Source organism: Pseudomonas umsongensis (assembly GCF_002236105.1).
In the GTDB taxonomy this organism is placed as follows: domain Bacteria; phylum Pseudomonadota; class Gammaproteobacteria; order Pseudomonadales; family Pseudomonadaceae; genus Aquipseudomonas; species Aquipseudomonas umsongensis.
On the sequence record NZ_NIWU01000001.1, the window covers coordinates 1195512 to 1214650 of the forward strand.

Below are 19139 nucleotides of genomic sequence, written 5' to 3' on the forward strand. Positions count from 1 at the left end.
ATGCACGACCTCGAATTGACTGAAGAACAAGTCATGATCCGCGACATGGCCCGGGACTTTGCCCGGGGCGAAATCGCGCCCCACGCCCAGGCCTGGGAAAAAGCCGGCTGGATCGACGATGCCCTGGTGGCGAAGATGGGTGAGTTGGGCCTGTTGGGCATGGTGGTGCCCGAGGAATGGGGCGGCACCTATGTCGACTATGTTGCCTACGCCTTGGCGGTGGAAGAAATCTCTGCTGGCGATGGTGCCACCGGCGCGTTCATGAGCATCCACAACTCGGTGGGCTGCGGGCCGGTGCTCAACTATGGCAGCGAAGAGCAGAAACAAACCTGGCTGGCCGATCTTGCCAGCGGCCAGGTCATTGGGTGCTTCTGCCTGACCGAACCCCAAGCCGGTTCCGAGGCGCACAACCTGCGCACCCGCGCCGAATTGCGCGATGGCCAGTGGGTGCTCAACGGCGCCAAGCAGTTTGTCAGCAACGGCAAACGGGCCAAGTTGGCCATCGTGTTTGCCGTGACCGACCCGGAGCTTGGCAAGCGCGGCATTTCGGCGTTCCTGGTACCGACCGATACCCCTGGCTTTATCGTCGATCGCACCGAACACAAAATGGGCATCCGTGCCTCCGATACCTGTGCGGTCACTCTGGACAACTGCACCATTGCCGAGGCCAATCTGCTGGGTGAACGCGGCAAGGGCCTGGCCATTGCCCTGTCCAACCTCGAAGGCGGCCGCATCGGCATCGCCGCCCAGGCGCTGGGCATTGCCCGCGCGGCATTCGAAGCGGCGCTGACCTATTCCCGCGAGCGCGTGCAGTTCGGCAAAACGATTAATGAACACCAGAGTATCGCCAACCTGCTGGCCGACATGCACATGCAACTGAACGCAGCGCGGCTGATGATCCTGCACGCGGCACGCCTGCGCACGGCCGGCAAGCCATGCCTGTCAGAGGCCTCGCAGGCCAAGCTGTTTGCTTCGGAAATGGCCGAGAAAGTCTGCTCGTCAGCGATTCAGATTCACGGCGGGTATGGGTATCTGGAAGATTACCCGGTCGAGAAGTATTACCGGGATGCGCGGATCACGCAGATCTATGAAGGGTCGAGCGAGATTCAGCGGATGGTGATTGCCCGCGAATTGAAGAATTACCCACTTTAAAGCTTGAGAGCTTCGCGAGCAGGCTCGCTCCCACATGGGACCTCAGCGTGAATGAGATCCCTGTGGGAGCGAGCCTGCTCGCGAAGAGGCCCGCAGGCCATTACATCACTTGCCCTGGAACTCGGCCTCACGCTTGGCAATAAACGCCGCCATCCCTTCCTTCTGATCCTGCGTCGCAAACGCCGCATGGAACACCCGACGTTCAAAGCGCACGCCTTCGGACAAGCTCACTTCAAAGGCACGGTTCACGCTTTCCTTGACCATCATCGCAATCGGCAGCGACTTCTTGGCAATCAACGCCGCGACTTTCAGCGCTTCATCCAGCAATTCATCGCTCGGCACGATGCGCGCCACGATGCCGCAACGCTCCGCTTCCACGGCATCGATCAAACGCCCGCTCAAGCACATCTCCATGGCCTTGGCCTTGCCCACGGCACGGGTCAGGCGCTGGGTGCCGCCCATGCCCGGCAATACGCCAAGGTTGATTTCCGGCTGGCCGAATTTGGCGTTATCGCCGGCCAGGATGAAATCGCACATCAGTGCCAGCTCACAGCCGCCGCCCAGGGCGAAGCCGTTGACGGCGGCGATGATCGGCTTGCGACGGTTGGCCACGCGGTCGCTGTCGCTGAACAGGTCGTCGATATAGATCTGCGGATAGGTCAGCTCGGCCATTTCCTTGATGTCAGCACCGGCGGCAAAGGCCTTTTTCGAACCGGTCAGGACGATGCAACCGATGTTCGAGTCGGCCTCTAAGCCGTCGAGGGCCTGGTTCAGTTCGCTGACGATCTGCGCGTTCAACGCGTTCAGCGCCTGCGGGCGGTTGAGGGTAATCAGGCCGACCCGGCCATGGGTTTCCAGCAAAATCGTTTCGTAGTTCATTAATTGACTCCTGTTAAGCACTCGGTCCCTGTGGGAGCGAGCATGCTCGCGATGAACCAGAGAACGCTGTGGGGTATCAGGCACCCAGCGTCATCGTTGACCACCATCGCGAGCATGTTCGCTCCTACAGGGGTTCCTTTTCAAAGATTGCGTGAAATGACCATGCGTTGAATATCGCTGGTGCCTTCATAGATCTGGCAGACCCGCACGTCGCGGTAGATCCGCTCCAGCGGGAAGTCGTTCAAGTAGCCATAGCCACCCAATGTTTGCAGCGCCGACGAGCATACCTTCTCGGCCATTTCGGATGCGAACAGCTTGGCCATCGACGCTTCCACCAACGCCGGCTTGCCGCTGTCGCGCAGCGCCGCCGCGTAATGCACCATCTGCCGCGCCACGGCGATCTGGGTCGCCATGTCCGCCAGGCGGAAGGCCACGGCCTGGTGTTCGATGATTGGCTTGCCGAAGCTCTCGCGCTCACGGGCATAGTCGCGGGCCGCTTCGAACGCGGCGCGGGCCATGCCGACCGATTGCGAGGCAATGCCGACACGCCCGCCTTCGAGGTTGGCCAGGGCGATCCGGTAGCCTTCGCCCTCTTCACCCAGGCGATTGGCCACTGGCACTTTCACCTCTTCGAACAGAATCTGGCAGGTGTCCGAGGCATGCTGGCCGAGCTTGTCCTCGACCCGGGCGACTTTGTAGCCCGGCGAATCGGTGGGCACGATGAACGCCGTGATGCCGCGCTTGCCGGCCGACGGGTCGGTCACGGCGAACACGATTACAACCCCGGCGTTCTGCCCGGAGGTGATGAACTGTTTGCAGCCGTTGAGCACGTAGTGATCGCCTTCCAGGCGCGCGCGGGTTTTCAGGCCGCTGGCGTCGGAGCCGGCCTGGGGTTCGGTGAGGGCAAAAGCCCCGAGCATCGCGCCGCTGGCCAGGGGTTTGAGGAAGCGCTCTTTCTGATCGTCGTTGCCGTAGTTGAGGATCGGCACGCAACCTACCGAGTTGTGCACGCTCATGATGGTCGAGCAGGCACCGTCGCCCGCGGCGATTTCCTCCAGGGCCATGGCGTAGGCCAGGTAACCGGTATCGCAACCGCCCCACTGCTCCGGCACCAGCATGCCGAAGAAGCCCAGTTCGCCCATCTCGGTGATGGCTTCCTTGGGAAAGCGGTGTTCACGGTCCCATTCGGCGGCGAAGGGTTTCAGCCGTTCCTGGGCAAAGTCCCGGGCCGCGTCGCGTATTTGCTGTTGTTCGTCATTGGGGATCATGACCATTCCTTGAAAAGGTAATCGCCCCCTGTGTAGGAGCTGACGAGTGAAACGAGGCTGCGATCTTTTGATGTTGCTTTTAAAGATCAAGATCAAAAGATCGCAGCCTGCGGCAGCTCCTACAGGGGTCGTGTTAGTAGAGGCATTCCACGGCCATGGCCGTCGCTTCGCCGCCACCGATGCAAATCGCTGCAACGCCGCGCTTCAGGCCTTTCTGGCGCAGGGCCGAGAGCAAGGTCACCAGGATCCGTGCGCCAGAGGCGCCAATGGGGTGGCCGAGGGCGCAGGCGCCGCCGTGCACGTTGAGTTTTTCGTGAGGGATTTCCAGCTTGGTCATGGTCACCAGGCTGACCACGGCGAAGGCTTCGTTGACTTCCACCAGATCGACGTCGTCCAGCGACCAACCGGTTTTCTTCATCAATTTCTCGATCGCGCCCACCGGTGCAACCGGGAACAGGCTCGGCGTATCGGCGAATGCCGCATGACCGTGGATCACCGCCAGTGGCTTGAGGCCACGCTTGCCGGCTTCGGAACGGCGCATCAGCACCAGTGCCGCCGCGCCGTCGGAGATGGAGCTGGAGTTGGCCGCCGTCACGGTACCGCCATCGCGAAACGCCGGTTTCAGCGAGGCAATCTTGTCCAGTCGGGCTTTCGGTGGCTGCTCGTCGTTGCTGATCGTCACCTGTTCCTTGCCGACGGTGACGGTCAACGGCACGATCTCGTCCTTGAAGCTGCCATCCTTGATGGCCTGCTGGGCGCGGGTGGTCGAGGCCACCGCAAACGCATCCTGGGCTTCGCGGCTGAAACCATTGGTTTCGGCGCAGTCTTCGGCGAAGGTTCCCATCAGGCGTCCCTTGTCGTAGGCGTCTTCCAGGCCGTCGAGGAACATTGAATCCAGCACCCGCCCATGCCCCATGCGATAGCCACTGCGTGCACGGTCCAACAGGTACGGCGCGTTGGACATGCTTTCCATGCCACCGGCGACTACCACCTCGGCGCTGCCGGCCACCAGCATGTCATGGGCCAGGATGGCCGCTTCCATGCCCGAGCCGCACATCTTGTTGAGGGTGGTGCAACGGGTCGATTTATCCAGGCCGGCGCCCAGTGCCGCCTGACGCGCAGGCGCCTGGCCCTGGCCGGCAGGCAATACGCAGCCGAACAGCACTTCGTCGACGGCATCGCTGGCAACGCCAGCACGTTCCACCGCGGCCTTGATGGCGGCGGCACCGAGTTGCGGCGCCGTGAGGCTTTTCAGTTCGCCCTGGAAGCCGCCCATCGGGGTGCGCACGGCGCTGACGATAACAATTGGATCGTTGGCAATAGTCATGACAAATCCTCCTTATTTGGCCGCCATGCGCAAGGCACCGTCGAGACGGATCACCTCGCCATTGAGCATGCTGTTTTCAATGATATGCCGGACCAGCGAAGCGTACTCGGCGGGTTTGCCCAGGCGCGGTGGAAACGGCACGCCGGCAGCCAGGGAGTCGCGCACTTCCTGGGTCATGCCGGCCATCATCGGCGTTTCGAAAATGCCCGGGGCGATGGTCATCACGCGGATACCGAAGCGCGCCAGTTCACGGGCGGCCGGCAAGGTCAGGCTGACGATCGCCCCCTTGGACGCCGAGTACGCCGCCTGGCCGATCTGGCCGTCGTAAGCCGCCGCAGAGGCGGTGTTGATGATCACGCCGCGCTCGCCATCGGCGTCCGCTTCGGTTTCGGCAATCGCCGCCGAGGCCAGGCGCAACATGTTGAAGCTGCCGATCAGGTTGACGTTGATCACCTGGCTGAAGCTTGCCAGCGCATGCGGACCGTTCTTGCCCAGGATCTTTTCGCCACGCACGATGCCGGCACAGTTGACCAGGCCATTGAGGCCACCGAAGGCCTTGACCGTTGCCTGCACCGCGGCCTCGGCCGCTGCTTCGCTGCTGATGTCCGCCACCACGCTTTGCGCGCCCAGGCGCTGGGCCTGCGCCGCGACAGCCTCGGCATTCATGTCCACCAGCATCACCTTGGCGCCGGCCGCGACCAGCATTTCAGCGGTGGCCGCACCAAGGCCGGAAGCACCGCCGGTGACGAGAAAAACCTTGTTTTCGATCTGCATGATTGTTTCCTTGGATTCAAGCTGGAACGTTCTTCGCCGCGGCCTCTTGAGCCTTGGCGACTTCCTGGTTGCGCAAGATAAAGCGCTGCAATTTGCCGCTTGGGGTTTTCGGCAACTCGCTGACAAATTCGATTTCGCGGGGATACGAGTGCGCCGCCAGGCGCTTGCGCACGTATTGGCGCAACTCTTCGGCCAGCTCCGGGGTTGCGCGGTATTGCGAGCAGATCACGACGAAGGCCTTGACCAGCTCGGTGCGCTCCGGATCGGGCTTGCCGACCACTGCGGCTTCCACCACCGCCGGGTGCTCGATCAATGCGCTTTCCACATCGAACGGGCCGACGCGGTAGCCGGAGGTGGTGATCACGTCGTCGCTACGGCCGACGAAGCTGATGCTGCCGTCCGGGTTCCACTCGACCGTGTCGCCGCTCAAGTAGTAATTGCCGACGAAGGCCTTGGTCGGCGCGCCTTCGTAGCCAGCGAACCAGCACATCGGCGATTGGGTACGGTCGATGGCGAGAATCCCCGGCTGGCCGACGCCCAGTTCCCGGTAGGCATCGTCCAGCACCACGATGCGGTGGCCGGGCGAGGCAAAACCGGCGGCGCCCATATGGATCGGGTGCTCCAGGCCATGGTGGTTACACAGCACCATGCCCAGTTCGGTCTGGCCGTAATGGTCATGGATGACCACGTCCAGGTTATCGGCGAACCAACGGATCACTTCCGGGTTCAGCGGCTCGCCGGCGCTGCTGACAATGCGCAGCTTGCCCTTGATCGACCTGGCGAATTCCTCGCCACCGGCGATCAACAGGCGATAAGCCGTCGGTGAGCCGGTGAGGTTGGTGATCCCGTACTTGTTGATCACCCGGCAGGTGCTTTCCAGGGTGAACGGACCATCGTAGAAAGTAATCGGATGCCCCATGGACAGCGGACCTGTCACGCCGAAATAGATGCCATAGGCCCAGCCCGGGTCGGCCAGGTTCCAGAAGGCGTCTTCGGGGCGCAGATCCACTGCGTCAAGGGTGTAGCCCTTGAAGGCGGCGATGGCCTTGAGCGGCACCGACAGCGCTTTTGAAGGGCCAGTGGTGCCCGAGGTAAACATCAGCAGGAACGGGTCTTCGCCGGTCAGCAGCACCGGTTCGCAATCATTGCCGTAGTTGGCCAGTTCGGCCCAGAAGCTGTAGTCACCACGGACAATGCCCTGCCCTTTGGCACCTGCGACGGTGACGATGGTTGGGCAGTCGGCGATTTCCGCGAGTTTCGAGCGATTGACCGCGTCGGTCACCACTACTTTGGCTCCGGAACTACCCAGGCGATGCTCGATGGCCTTGGGGCCGAAAGCGGTGAACAACGGTTGATACACCGCGCCGATGCGCCAGGTGGCAAACACGGTGATCAGCAATTCGATATTGCGTGGCAGGAGCCCGGCGACTTTGTCGCCTTTCTTCACGCCTTGGGCCAGCAGGAAGTTGGCGAAACGCGCGGCTTTGTCCTGCAGGTCGGTGAAAGTGTAGGTCGCGCTGGTGCCGTCACGTCCCTCCCAGAACAACGCGATACGCCCAGGGAGCGCATGCCGGTCGCAACATTCGATACAGGCGTTGAGAGCGGTCAGATTGCCTGCGAGTGCGGCATCGACGGTGTGCTGGTAGTTGAACTGTGAAACAGCAGACAAGTAATCGCGCATTGCCAGAGTCCCTGTATTTTTTGTTAGGTGGGGGAACCGTAACCAACAGGGAAATACTCGCTCCAGGCGGGGTGTGGGGCAATGGTCAAAGTTATCAAGTTGCTTGACTGGTTTGGCCAAAAACCAACCTGGGAACGCGATCCCTGTAGGAGCTGCCGCAGGCTGCGATCTTTTGATCTGTTTTTCAGCGGCCCCGAAAAGATCAGGATCAAAAGATCGCAGCCTGCGGCAGCTCCTACAGGGGGGTTAGGGAGATTCGTTGAGAATCAAACTGCGGTAATGCCCGGGGTTGGACCCCGACCATTTGCGAAATGCCTTGTAGAACGAACTTGTATCGGCAAACCCCAGCCGGGCGGCGATGTCGGCGAAGCTGATGGCTGGTTCCGCCAGCCAGGCGATGGCCAGTTCCTTGCGCACGCTGTCCTTGAGCCCCTGATACGTCTGGCCTTCCTCGGCAAGGCGACGGCGCAGGGTCGAGGCCGACATGCACAGGCGTTGCGCCAGGGTTTCGGTCTCCGGCCACTGCTCGGCGGGTAGTTGCCGCAGGTCCTGCTTGATCCGGCTGGCCAGGCTTTGCGGGTCGCGGTACTTGACCAGGATGTTGGCCGGCGCATGGGCCAGGAAGCGCCGCAGCTCCTCAAGGCTGCGCTTGATCGGCAGGCCCAGGCAGTCAGCGGAAAAGATCATCCGTGTACGTGGTCGGTCGAAACGCAGGTTCTCGGAGAACATCACCTGATAGTCATGGCAGAAATCCGGCTGCGCACAGCGCAGCTCGATCGCCAGGATCGGAATTCGGCGTCCGGCCAGCCAACAGGCCACGCCGTGCACGATCATCCAATAGGTAAAGTAAGTGAAGGCCCGACGCGGTTCATGGTCGTCCTCGAGCAACACGATTTCCGCCAGGCTTTGCTGATGAACCAGCTCGGCAGGCATGCGCTCAAGCATCAACGAAAGGAAACTCAAACCCGTGGTGAGCCCGGCGGCCAGGCTGGGCTGGACCATGGCGCAGCGACAGAGGAACTCCAGGCTGCCGGATTTGAGCTTGCGCGGGTCCATGCCGAAAAACTCGTCATCCCCACGCCGCGCCAGCAAGCGCCACAAGCGCGCATAAGCGCTGGCCGCAACACGGGCGTCGCTGCTGGCGAGCAATGCCGGATCAATGCCGACCTTGTGCAATACCTCATCGGTGGCTGCGCCCGGCTCGCAACTTTGCAGCAGCGCTTCACGCACCAACTGAATGGAAATGGTGTCTTTTTCCGACATTACGCGAGGCGAGCCCTGTTCTGGTTCGAGGAGGTGGGCATATTAACGCAGCCGCCTGCCTGGCGCAGATCCCTGTAGCAGGTGGCTTATCGGTGAAGGTGGCTGGTAGCCTATCTTTTGTTGACTGCGTACATATCCGTTCCTGCGGTAACGGCCGCTTATCTTTTGTTGACTGCGTACATATCCATTCCTGCGGTAACGGCCGCTTATGGTTTCGCTTTTACAGCGACTCCCTTTTTCAAACGCCAAAAAGGAAGCAAAAGGCTGTGCCCCACCACTCGGTGCCTCGCTAGGGCTCGGCATGCCAGAACGAAGGCATTGCTCCGTGGGTCGCCGCGATGGGCCGTCCCTGGCCCAGCGCGGCTAAACCGGCGTCCTGCCGGTTTACCCACTGCGCAATGCCTGCGTTCGGCCATCGTGGTTAACGGGGCGCCCGCGATCAAAAGCAAAGCGAGGCGGCCTGAAAGCCGACCTGCTTTTGGTGATGCCTGTGCTTTGATCGTTCCCACGCTCTGCGTGGGAATGCCGCCAGGGACGCTCCGCGTTCCGCTGACGACGCATTAATTGAGCCGTGCGCAACGGTGATGCGGGGCGTCACAGGAAGCCCTATGTGAAATCGGTTGTCGGAGTACATATCCATTCCTGCGGTAACGGCCACTTAGGGTTTCGCCCTTACGGCGACTCCCTTTTTCAAACGCCAAAAAGGAAGCAATAGGCTTTTGCCCCACCACTCGGTGCCTCGCTTAGGCTCGGCATGCCCTCTCTCCGGCATTGCTCCGTGGGTCGCCGCGCTGGGCCATCCCTGGCCCAGCGCGGCTAAACCGGCGTCCTGCCGGTTTACCCACTGCGCAATGCCTGCGTTCGGCCATAGTGGTTAACGGGGCGCCCGCGATCAACAGCAAGGCGAGGCGGCCTTAAAGCCGACCTGACTTTGACGGATGCACCTGGATCCCCTGTAGGAGCGAGCATGCTCCGGGCGGCGTTCCGACGATGGTCATTAACGATGACGCTGGGCACCTGTCAGCCCGCGGCGCTCTCAGGTTCATCGCGAGCATGCTCGCTCCTACAGAGGGATGAGTACATCCGCGAAATCAGGTCGGCTGTCAGGCCGCCTCGCTGTCGCTTTGGCTTTTGATTTTCTTGCCCCATCGAGAGGCCGAGTGGAGGTTCTGCGCAGTGGGTAAACCGGCATGGATGCCGGTTTAGCCGCGCTGGGCCAGGGATGGCCCATCGCGGCGACCCACGGAGCAGGACCGGAGCGAGGGCATGCCGAGCATTAGCGAGGCACCGAACGCCAGGGGCAAGAGCCCTTGGTTACTTGGGGCTCTTCCAAGTGACTCGCTGTAAAAGCGAAACCCTAAGTGGCCGTTACCGCAGGAATGGATATGTACTCAGTCCCCCCCCCCATTGGCCGCCAGGACGCCTTCGCCGGCAAGCCTGGCTCCTACAGTAAAAGCGAAACCCTAAGCGGCCGTTACCGCAGCAACGAATAAGTACTCTATCAACAAACAACGATTCCAATGGTTCTTCATCCAACCGAACTCCACCCAAAAGGCCAAGGTCAACCCTTTGACCGCCCAACCTTTAACCCGGAGATCAATGATGAACGACTACCCAAAACCACCCTTCCCCAAACAACACCAACCCGTCCCCGGCTCCCAACGCAAAATGGACCCGTACCCCGATTGCGGCGAGCAGAGCTACAAGGGTTCGGGTCGACTGACCGGCAAGATTGCCCTGATTACCGGGGGCGATAGCGGCATAGGCCGCGCGGTAGCCATTGCCTTCGCCCGTGAAGGTGCCGACGTGGCCGTGGCGTATCTTGATGAGCAGGAAGATGCGCAGGAAACCGCGCGCTGGGTTGAACAGGCTGGCCGCCAATGCCTGCTGCTGCCCGGCGACCTGGCGCACAAGGTGCATTGCCGGGCATTGGTGGAGAAAACGGTCGAGCGCTTCGGCCGCATCGACATCCTGGTCAACAACGCGGCGTTCCAGATGACCCACGAAAACCTAGAGGACATTCCTGACGAAGAATGGGTGATGACCTTCGACGTCAACATCACCGCCATTTTCAGGATCTGCCAGGCGGCCCTCAAGCACATGCAGCCCGGCAGTTCGATTATCAACACCAGCTCGGTCAACTCCGACATGCCCAACCCCACCCTGCTGGCGTATGCCACGACCAAGGGCGCGATCGCCAACTTCACCGCCGGCCTGGCGCAAATGCTCGGACCGAAGAATATCCGGGTCAACAGCGTGGCGCCGGGACCGATCTGGACGCCGCTGATCGTCTCGACCATGCCAGAGGAAACGGTACAGAACTTCGGCGCCAACACCCCGCTTGGCCGTCCGGGCCAGCCGGTGGAAGTGGCGCCGATCTATGTGCTACTGGCCTCGGACGAAGGCAGCTACATCACCGGCCAGCGTTTTGGGGTGACCGGGGGCAAGCCGATCCTGTGATAACGCGATGCCCCTGAAAAATGGAACCGGGCCACTGTTTCAATGCTCAACAGTTCACGGGCCCTGGGTGACGGGCCTTTCCATATCTGGAGGTCGTCATGTCCGCACCTTTCGTCAAACACGGGCCATGAGTTTCATTGCCTGGGTTGCGGTGCTGGGTGCCGTGCTGCTGACGCTGGCACTGACCTCGTCCTATCTGCGCTGGATGCCGGTGACCACCTCGGCCGTGTGCCTGGCGTTGGGGGTGGTCATCGGGCCGGCGGGGCTGGGCTGGCTGAGGCTGGACATCAAGGACGCGGCGTTCTGGATGGAGCACCTGACGGAAGTCGCGGTGCTCTTTTCGTTGTTCGTCTGTGGCCTCAAGCTGCGCCTGCCCCTGAGGGACCGAAGGTGGCGTGTAGCTTTCGGGCTGGCCGGGCCAGTCATGGTCCTGACCATTATCGGTGTTTGCCTGTTGCTGCATTATGCCTTCGCCTTGCCATGGGGACCGTCGCTGCTGATCGGCGCGATCCTGGCGCCCACCGACCCGGTACTGGCCTCGCTGGTACAGGTCAACGATGCCAAGGACGTCGACGCGGTGCGCTTCGGCCTGTCCGGTGAGGCCGGCCTCAACGATGGCATTGCATTTCCCTTCGTGATCCTGGGCTTGCTGTTTATCGAGCAAGGCAGCGGCGCATCCACCGCCTGGCTCGATGACTGGGCGCTCAAGCGCCTGCTATGGGCGGTGCCTGCGGGCTTGCTGGTCGGCTATTGCATGGGGCGCGTGATCGGGCGCCTCACATTGTCCATGCGCATCAGAAATGCAGACAGCACTCTGTCCCCCAACGACTACCTGACCTTTGCCCTTATCGCCCTGGCGTACGTCGCGGCAGAGTCGGTCCATGGCTACGGTTTCCTGTCGGTGTTCGCGGCGGGCCTGGGGTTGCGTCGGGCCGAGGTCAAGTCGATGGGGCACTCCCAGACGCCCGCCGAGCATCTGGTGCAGCCGGTGGTCGGTCATCAGAACGTCGAGCCCGATGCCGCCGTGCATGGCGATGTGGCGAACCTGGAGGAAGCGCAGGTGGCGGCCGGGATCATGATCGGCGACATGCTGTCCTTTGGCAGCCTGGTCGAACGGGCCATGGAGGTGTTCCTGGTGACGTTGCTCGGGGTCGTGCTGGTGGGTCACTGGGACTGGCGCGCGCTGGCGGTTGCGTTGGTACTGTTCTGCGTGATCCGGCCGCTGATTGTCGCGCTGGTGCCTTGGGGAACGTTGCTTGACGGCAAGCAACGGCTGTTGATCGGCTGGTTCGGGATTCGCGGCATCGGTAGTTTTTACTACCTGTTCTACGCCTTGAATCACAACCTCGCACCGACGATGGCCACCTTGTGCACCGACCTCACGCTCTCGGTGGTCGCACTGAGCATTCTGATTCACGGCATCAGCACCCAGCCGCTTCTCGCCCACTATGAGCGGCAAAAGCCCCCATCTGCTTGATCGCTCACGGCTGTGGCGAAGTGCATGAGCCAAATCCCGGCTTCATGCAGCCTGCATGACCCCTAATGGCCATTAGCGCTTGTAACCCATTGAATTTCAGGCGTTTACCTGAGACATCAAAAAGCGGCACGACAAATGCTCCACAACGATGAGTGTCCTGCGGAATTAACCGTGCGAGCTGCCCTCAATCTGGAGAAACCCGACCATGAATGCCATAGACCTGTTGAAAGCCGACCATGAACGCGTAAAAGGCATCCTCAGCCAACTGAGTGAGTCCACCGAGCGCGGCCTGAAAAAACGCGCCGATCTGCTTGCAAAGCTGGAAATGGAAATTTCGATTCATACCCGTCTTGAAGAAGACGTCCTGTACCCGGCGTACAAGGAAGCCGGTGGCAAGGAGCAGGACATCATGTATTACGAAGCCAAGGAAGAACACCGTACGGTGGATTCCCTGGTGCTGCCGGACCTGAAAGTCACCGACCCATCCACGCCCGAGTTCGCCGGTCGCGTCAAGGTGGTCAAGGAACTGCTCGAACACCACATTGAAGAGGAAGAGACCACGATGTTTCCCCAAGCCAGGAAGCTGCTGGGTAAAGCGACGCTGGATGAACTGGGGGCAAAAATGGAGACCCTCAAGGCCCGCCTGAAAAAGGAACTCGACGCCTCGCATATGGCGGCCTGAGATCCAGGTGCACAATAACGACGGCGAGTGAAAAACCTGTAGGAGCGAGCATGCACGCGATGAACTTGAGAGCTCCGAGGGGTGTCAGGTGACCAGCGTCATCGTTGACGACCATCGCGACGGTGCGACGATTCGACATGCTCGCTCCTACATGGCTGAGGCGATAATTTCCACCAGGTTCAACTGGGTAAACGGCTTGGACAAGCGCGGCAACCTGGCTGCAAACCCTTCCAGGCGCTCGGCATATCCAGTGGCCAGGATGATCGGCATGTCGGGGTTGCGCTCGCGGATGGCTTGCGCCAATTGCGCGCCACTCATCTGAGGCATCGCCATATCGGTAATGACGAGATCGATGCCCATATTGTTTTCGAACACCTCCAGTCCCTGAGCGCCCGACGTTGCGGTGATCACCTGGTGACCGAGGTCTTCCAGCAACAGGCAAGTGCTGGTCAACACCAGGCTGTCGTCGTCCACCACCAGGATGCACAAGCGAGGGACTTCCGGCGTTGCCGGCTCCTCGGCAAGGGGGGCCGCTATCGAGTCTTCCGAGGCCACGGGCAACCACAGTTCTGCAGTCGTGCCCTGGTTTTTCTGACTCTTGAGAATGAATCGACCGCCCAGTTGTTCGATGAAGCCATGGACCATCGACAGCCCCAGTCCAGTCCCCTTGCCCAGCCCTTTGGTGGTGAAGAACGGATCCATTGCCGAGGCCAGCGTTGCTTCATCCATCCCGTCGCCGGTGTCGGTGATGCTCAGGCACACATAACGCCCCGCCCGTAACGGATCAGAGATAGTTTCAACGCGGGCGCTGATGACGATTTTTCCGCCGTCGGGCATAGCATCGCGGGCGTTGGTGGCCAGGTTCAGCATCGCCAATTCGAGCTGGTTGATATCGGCCAGGACCGGCTCGATCCGCTCTGGAAAACGGGTTTCCAGTGCCACCGACGGTCCCAGGGAACTGCGCAGCAGTCCGCTGATGCCCTGCACCAGGGCGGGAAGTTCCACAGGTTCGGATTTGAGCTCTTGCTTCCTGGCAAAAGCCAGCATGCGCTGGGTCAAGGACACGCCGCGCAATGCACCCTGGGTGGCGTTGTCGAGCAACCGGACGATTTTCGGGTCGTCCGCCAGGCGTTTGCGCACGATTTCCAGATTGCCAAGAATGACTGTGAGCAGATTATTGAAGTCGTGGGCAATCCCCCCACTAAGCTGGCCGATGGCTTGCATCTTTTGCGCCTGGAACAGCGCTTCGCGGGTTTGTTCAAGTGCCTGCTGCGCCTGGGTCGCTTCGGTGATGTCGCGGGTGATCTTGGCAAAGCCTAGCAACGTACCGGTGTCTCCCCAGATCGGGTCAACCACGACGTGAGCCAGGAACCTTGTGCCGTCCTTGCGCACTCGCCATCCCTTGTTCTCGAAGCGCCCCTCACGCGTGGCAATCTCCAATGCCCGGCCGGGTAAGCCGCTCGCCTTGTCTTCAGGGGTGTAGAACATCGAAAAGTGCTGGCCAATAACTTCTTCGGGCAAATAGCCCTTGATCCGTTGGGCTCCCAGGTTCCAGTTGGTCACGCGACCATCCGGGGCCAGCATGTAGATGGCGTAGTCCGTGACGCTTTGCACCAGTAAGCGAAACTGTTGCTCGCTTTGCTTGAGGGTCTCTTCGGCCATCTTGCGGTCGGTCAGGTCACGGGTAATCTTGGCAAATCCCAGCAGCGTGCCCGACGGGTCGTAAATCGGATCGATCACCACGTGGGACCAGAAATGCGTGCCGTCCTTGCGCACACGCCAGCCTTCACCTTCGAATCGGCCCTCGCGAATGGCCGTGTCCAGCGCCCGCTGAGGCAAGCCGGCACGACGATCTTCATCGGTGTAGAAGCGCGAAAAATGCTGGCCGAGAATCTCGGCTTCCTCATAGCCCTTGAACCGCCGGGCCCCTGCGTTCCAGCTGGTAATGATGCCATCGGGGTCAATCATGTAGATCGCGTAGTCAACCACCGCATCGATCAGCAGGCGCAAGCGCCTGTCCTCAATGACCCTGGCCTGGATTCGATCTTCGCTCATTGATCCCTCACATCGGGTGCTGTAACTCAGCAGTATGCGATAAACCGTCCATTTGAACAGCCGCCGAAGCAATTGACCACCAGCGCGGCAGCAGTTGCCTGACCTTGTTGTCGCCAAACCGGTCATCGATCAACATCACCACGCCTCGGTCCTGCTGTGTACGAATCACTCTGCCAGCGGCCTGCACCACTTTTTGCACGCCGGGATACAGGTAGGTGTAGTCGTAGCCCGCACCGAACATGGCCGCCATGCGCTGCTTGAGTTGCTCGTTGACCGGGTTGAGCTGCGCCAACCCCAGGGTGGCGATGAACGCGCCAATCAAGCGTGCACCCGGCAAATCGATGCCTTCGCCAAACGCCCCGCCCAACACCGCAAAGCCCACGCCCTGGCCTTCGGCGGTGAACCGGTCGAGGAACGCCTGGCGTTGCGCCTCCGCCATGCCCCGTGACTGTGACCATAGATTGATCCCGGGATAACGCTCGGCGAGCAACTGCGCCACTTGCTGCAGGTAATCGAAACTGCTGAAGAACGCCAGGTAATTGCCGGGGCGCCGCATGAACTGCCGGGCGATCAGTTCGACGATCGGCGCCAGGGATGCCTGGCGATGAACGAAACGCGTGGAGATCTGGTTGATGATCTGTACATGTAGCTGATCGGCATGAAAAGGCGACTCGACGTCGATGCACACGGTATTCGCCGGCGTACCCAGCAAGTCGGCGTAATAGTGGCGAGGGCTGAGGGTCGCCGAGAACAGGGCGGTGCTGCGGGCAGCGCTCAGGCGCGGCCCGATGAAGCCCGCGGGCACCACGTTGCGCAGACACAGTTGCGAGAGGTTGCGCTTGCGGTCGAGGTCGCGTTTGCTGATGTCGAACAGGTACTGCTGGTCAAAAAGTTCGGCCACCCGACAGAACTGCAGTACCTCGAAGTAAAAGCTTTGCAATGCACTGTCCAGTCCCTGCGGATGATCGTTAAGGTAATCGCCGATGCTGGCGCTGCACGACGACAAGGCCTGGAGCAGTTTTTCCGGTGGCTTGTCATAGGCCTGATAAGCAGCAGACTGCTGGTTATGCAAGGCGTTCCATTCGCGGTTGACTCGCTGCAGGCTTTTTTTCAACACCTCGGGAGCGGTTTTCCGAACGCCGTCGAGGGTCGATTGGTCGAGGCTCGCGCTGTACATCTGACGACCACGTTCCACCAGGTTGTGGGCTTCGTCGACCAGTACCGCGACTTTCCAGTTGTTGGCCTGGGCCAGGCCGAACAGCAGCGCACTGAAATCGAAGTAATAGTTGTAATCGGCAACGACCACATCGGCCCAGCGCGCCATTTCCTGGCTCAGGTAATACGGGCACACCTCATGCTCCAAAGCGACCTGGCGCAATGCGCTCTGGTTCAACAGGCCAAGCTCGCTGGCGGCCTGGCGTGCCGCCGGCAATCGATCGTAGAAGCCCTGGGCCAACGGACAGGATTCACCGTGACAGGCCTTGTCCGGGTGTTCACAGGCCTTGTCCCGGGCGATCATCTCCAGAATTCGCAAAGGCGGTGCATCGCTGCAGTCGAGGATCACCTGCGCGGCGTCCAGGGCCAGCTTGCGTCCCGGGGTTTTCGCCGTGAGAAAGTACAGCTTGTCCAGTTGCTGCGGCGCCAGGGCCTTGAGCAGCGGGAACAGGGTGCCGATGGTCTTGCCAATCCCCGTGGGTGCCTGGGCCATCAGGCAACACCCGGTGCTGACCGCCTTGAACACCGATTCGGCGAGGTGACGCTGCCCGGGGCGAAACTCGGCATGGGGAAACGCCAGCTGTCGTGCCGCAAGGTCACGCCTTTGGCGATGGGCCGTTTCCTGTTCGGCCCAGTGCAGGAACAGGCCGCAATGGTGTTCGAAGAACTGCCCGAGCTCGGCGGCGCTGAACGCCTCGAGCAGACAAGTTTCCCTTTCGCTGACGATATCGAAATACACCAGCGCCAGGTTGATCTGCGCCAGGTTGAGTTTGCGGCACATCAGCCAGCCATAGACCTTGGCCTGTGCCCAATGCAGTTGCCGGTGGTTGGCCGGTTGCTTGCTCAAGTCACCACGGTAGGTCTTGACCTCTTCGAGGCAATTTTGCGAGGGATCATAGCCATCCGCCCTGCCCTTGACCGTCAGGCCCTGATACGCACCTTCGAGGGCGACTTCACTCTGGTAGTCGTCACTGCGCCGTGACGCTACCGTACGGTGCCCGACGATGCCTTCCAGGGCGGTCGGCGAGGGAGTGAAGCGCAAGTCGAGGTCCCCGACCTTGGCGGTGAACTCACATAACGCACGCACCGCGATGCTGTAGCTCAAGCGCCTTGCTCCGCCCATTGCACATAACACACGGCAATCGGCATCCGGTGCTCATGACAGAACTCCAGCCAGCGCAGCTGGTTATCCTGCAGGCGATCCCCGGGCCCCTTGACTTCGATCATGCGGTAGGTTTTTTCCTGCGGCCAGAACTGGATCAGGTCGGGCATGCCCGCCCGATTGGCCTTGATGTCCAGTAACAACCGGTTGAACCAGTGCTTGAGGTGTTCGGCGGGCAAGCAGTCCAGCGCCTGCTCCAGCAACGGCTCGCTGAGTGCGCCCCAGAACACGAATGGCGACTGCACGCCCCACTTTTGGGCATAGCGCAGGCGGATGGTCTCAAGGTATCGACCGTCGTCGAGTTCATCGAGGCAGGCCTGGAACAACTCGGCCCGGCGGCTGTGGAAGTCTTCGCTCAGCAGGTCCACCGGACCGCGTTGGAACGGATGGAAAAACGCCCCCGGCAGCGGGGCGAATATCGCCGGCCAGCACAGCAACCCGAACAGCGAGTTGACCAAGCTGTTTTCGACGTAATGAACCGGCGCCGAGTCTTCGCCCAGGTGCGCCTGCACGTAGTCCTCCACTGACAACATCGGGTCGGTCCTGATCAGTTGCAGCTCCAGGCGTTCCATCTGTCGTGGGGCCGGACGCTTGACCGCCGGCCCGCCCAGCTTGCGACGCAACCTGGGCAGGACACGCAGCAGGTGTTGCTGTTCCGCGGCGTTTTGCGGTGCTTGTTCGGCCTGGCACGCCAGGTCAAGGGCCAGTGGGTACTCACCGCAGCGTTCCAGCACACGGATCATGCGCAAGCGCGCGCCGGGATACACGCAGTCCCGGTACAGGGTCAACGCGGCGCAGAAATCACCGGCGCGCTCGCACGCCTGGCCCATCTGGAATAAGAGCTTATCACGACGTCTCTGCAGCCAGGGATTGCCCAGTGCCAGGCCGTTGATCTGGGCGACAATCGCGGCCACCGGCTCACCGGCTTCGAAAAGCTGCTGGCACTGGTAAAGGAACAGGCAGGCATCGACGTCCTCGCGGCTGCGCAAGCCTCGGGAATCGGCGCAAAACTCTACTTTTTCATAGGTGAAGACCCCAAGGTCCGCCAAGACGAATTCAGACCAATCCTGGTAAAGATTGCCAAAAAACATCAAGCGCAGGCGATCGCACAGGCCCATGATGGTCAGGCTGAACAAGCGGTCACCCAGCGCCGGACACCAATCCTTAAAGGATTGCTCGTGAGGAAACTGCTCGCACAGAGCCGGTAGCCAGTCGGTCTTTTTACCCTTGGGTTGAGTAATGGCACTGCCCAGGCATTGAAGAATTTCCGCCTTGAGCAACACTTCAAATAACGCCTCGACCGACAACGGCTGGTGCTCGTCGAGCCAGCCCAATTCGAGCAACGGCCGGGCTGCGCTGGCGATATCGCCGATCTCGACGTAATGCAATTTGCTGGCGCGAAAATGCATGCCTTTGCGCATGACCAGCCTGACCAGTAGCGCCCGGGCCTCGCGGGGCAAACCATTGAAGTCATGAATAAAGCGGTGCTCTTCGACGCTCAACACGTCGGCATAACGTTGCTCAAGCCAATCAAGCACTTGCATGAAGTTGTTGAGGTAGTAGAACGGGTCGTCGAGAGGATTTGCAGTCACGGGAAAGGAGCCACGATTAACAAGCACTGGTTATGCATACAGATACCAGCAACGCCCTACCCCATGCAAATGGAAAAGGATAAGCGGAGGCGCTTTAAGGGATTTTTGCCTTGGGCATAGAACTTTCTGCTGTTGCATCGCACCAACCGCCA

General features: G+C 60.9%; 13 protein-coding genes. 4 read left to right on the forward strand and 9 right to left on the reverse strand.

The genetic code is table 11. The annotated features are described in order from the left end of the window. On the forward strand, window positions 1–1152 hold the full coding sequence (locus tag PSUM_RS05295; RefSeq protein WP_033042308.1) for an acyl-CoA dehydrogenase family protein: 1152 nt from the start codon (window positions 1–3) through the stop codon (window positions 1150–1152). Between the two features lie 105 nt (window positions 1153–1257). Here PSUM_RS05295 and PSUM_RS05300 read toward each other — a convergent pair whose 3' ends face one another. The 6 genes from PSUM_RS05300 to PSUM_RS05325 form a co-directional block, all read right to left on the reverse strand. Then, window positions 1258–2031, reverse strand: coding sequence for an enoyl-CoA hydratase (locus PSUM_RS05300; protein ID WP_083349143.1), 774 nt, complete (start codon window positions 2029–2031; stop codon window positions 1258–1260). Window positions 2032–2171: 140 nt separating this feature from the next. Beyond that, window positions 2172–3299 carry an acyl-CoA dehydrogenase gene (locus PSUM_RS05305; protein WP_033044721.1) on the reverse strand — a complete coding sequence of 376 codons (1128 nt, stop codon included), beginning with the start codon at window positions 3297–3299 and terminating at the stop codon, window positions 2172–2174. A gap of 133 nt (window positions 3300–3432) precedes the next feature. Further along, on the reverse strand, window positions 3433–4626 hold the full coding sequence (locus tag PSUM_RS05310; RefSeq protein WP_083349144.1) for an acetyl-CoA C-acyltransferase: 1194 nt from the start codon (window positions 4624–4626) through the stop codon (window positions 3433–3435). 12 nt (window positions 4627–4638) lie between these two features. Next, window positions 4639–5400, reverse strand: coding sequence for an SDR family NAD(P)-dependent oxidoreductase (locus PSUM_RS05315; protein WP_020800546.1), 762 nt, complete (start codon window positions 5398–5400; stop codon window positions 4639–4641). A gap of 16 nt (window positions 5401–5416) precedes the next feature. Further along, on the reverse strand, window positions 5417–7081 hold the full coding sequence (locus PSUM_RS05320) for an AMP-binding protein (RefSeq protein ID WP_083349145.1): 1665 nt from the start codon (window positions 7079–7081) through the stop codon (window positions 5417–5419). Window positions 7082–7327: 246 nt separating this feature from the next. Next, window positions 7328–8344, reverse strand: coding sequence for an AraC family transcriptional regulator (locus PSUM_RS05325; protein ID WP_083349146.1), 1017 nt, complete (start codon window positions 8342–8344; stop codon window positions 7328–7330). A gap of 1602 nt (window positions 8345–9946) precedes the next feature. Here PSUM_RS05325 and PSUM_RS05340 point away from each other — a divergent pair. The 3 genes from PSUM_RS05340 (at window position 9947) to PSUM_RS05350 (ending at window position 12963) form a co-directional block, all read left to right on the forward strand. Beyond that, complete coding sequence (locus PSUM_RS05340) at window positions 9947–10804, forward strand: SDR family oxidoreductase (RefSeq protein WP_033044554.1); 858 nt, start codon at window positions 9947–9949, stop codon at window positions 10802–10804. A 127-nt stretch (window positions 10805–10931) separates the two neighbouring features. Further along, window positions 10932–12281: a cation:proton antiporter gene (locus PSUM_RS05345; protein WP_083349148.1), complete on the forward strand. Its 1350-nt coding sequence runs from the start codon at window positions 10932–10934 to the stop codon at window positions 12279–12281. A 205-nt stretch (window positions 12282–12486) separates the two neighbouring features. Further along, window positions 12487–12963, forward strand: coding sequence for a PA2171 family ribosome-binding persister protein (locus PSUM_RS05350; RefSeq protein WP_020800112.1), 477 nt, complete (start codon window positions 12487–12489; stop codon window positions 12961–12963). A 147-nt stretch (window positions 12964–13110) separates the two neighbouring features. Here PSUM_RS05350 and PSUM_RS05360 read toward each other — a convergent pair whose 3' ends face one another. Genes PSUM_RS05360 through PSUM_RS05370 form a run of 3 tightly spaced genes read right to left on the reverse strand, consistent with a single transcriptional unit; the run spans window position 13111 to window position 18987 of the window. Continuing rightward, the gene (locus tag PSUM_RS05360) at window positions 13111–15018 is read right to left on the reverse strand and encodes a hybrid sensor histidine kinase/response regulator (protein WP_033043597.1); all 1908 of its coding nucleotides are present in this window, start codon (window positions 15016–15018) and stop codon (window positions 13111–13113) included. 7 nt (window positions 15019–15025) lie between these two features. Next, entirely contained in the window at window positions 15026–17338 is a 2313-nt protein-coding gene (locus PSUM_RS05365; RefSeq protein WP_033043598.1) for an ATP-dependent DNA helicase, read from the reverse strand. After that, window positions 17335–18987 (reverse strand): VRR-NUC domain-containing protein, encoded by a 1653-nt coding sequence (locus PSUM_RS05370; protein ID WP_033043599.1) that lies wholly within the window; start codon window positions 18985–18987, stop codon window positions 17335–17337. Before PSUM_RS05370 ends, PSUM_RS05365 begins: the two co-directional genes overlap by 4 nt. Between the last annotated feature and the right edge of the window lie 152 nt (window positions 18988–19139).

Bases quoted from the DNA above. Each gene is read 5' to 3' on its own strand.
- PSUM_RS05295 (WP_033042308.1), top strand. From the start codon at position 1: ATGCACGACCTCGAATTGACTGAAGAACAAGTCATGATCCGCGACATG.
- PSUM_RS05300 (WP_083349143.1), bottom strand. From the start codon at position 2,031: ATGAACTACGAAACGATTTTGCTGGAAACCCATGGCCGGGTCGGCCTG.
- PSUM_RS05305 (WP_033044721.1), bottom strand. From the start codon at position 3,299: ATGATCCCCAATGACGAACAACAGCAAATACGCGACGCGGCCCGGGAC.
- PSUM_RS05310 (WP_083349144.1), bottom strand. From the start codon at position 4,626: ATGACTATTGCCAACGATCCAATTGTTATCGTCAGCGCCGTGCGCACC.
- PSUM_RS05315 (WP_020800546.1), bottom strand. From the start codon at position 5,400: ATGCAGATCGAAAACAAGGTTTTTCTCGTCACCGGCGGTGCTTCCGGC.
- PSUM_RS05320 (WP_083349145.1), bottom strand. From the start codon at position 7,081: ATGCGCGATTACTTGTCTGCTGTTTCACAGTTCAACTACCAGCACACC.
- PSUM_RS05325 (WP_083349146.1), bottom strand. From the start codon at position 8,344: ATGTCGGAAAAAGACACCATTTCCATTCAGTTGGTGCGTGAAGCGCTG.
- PSUM_RS05340 (WP_033044554.1), top strand. From the start codon at position 9,947: ATGAACGACTACCCAAAACCACCCTTCCCCAAACAACACCAACCCGTC.
- PSUM_RS05345 (WP_083349148.1), top strand. From the start codon at position 10,932: ATGAGTTTCATTGCCTGGGTTGCGGTGCTGGGTGCCGTGCTGCTGACG.
- PSUM_RS05350 (WP_020800112.1), top strand. From the start codon at position 12,487: ATGAATGCCATAGACCTGTTGAAAGCCGACCATGAACGCGTAAAAGGC.
- PSUM_RS05360 (WP_033043597.1), bottom strand. From the start codon at position 15,018: ATGAGCGAAGATCGAATCCAGGCCAGGGTCATTGAGGACAGGCGCTTG.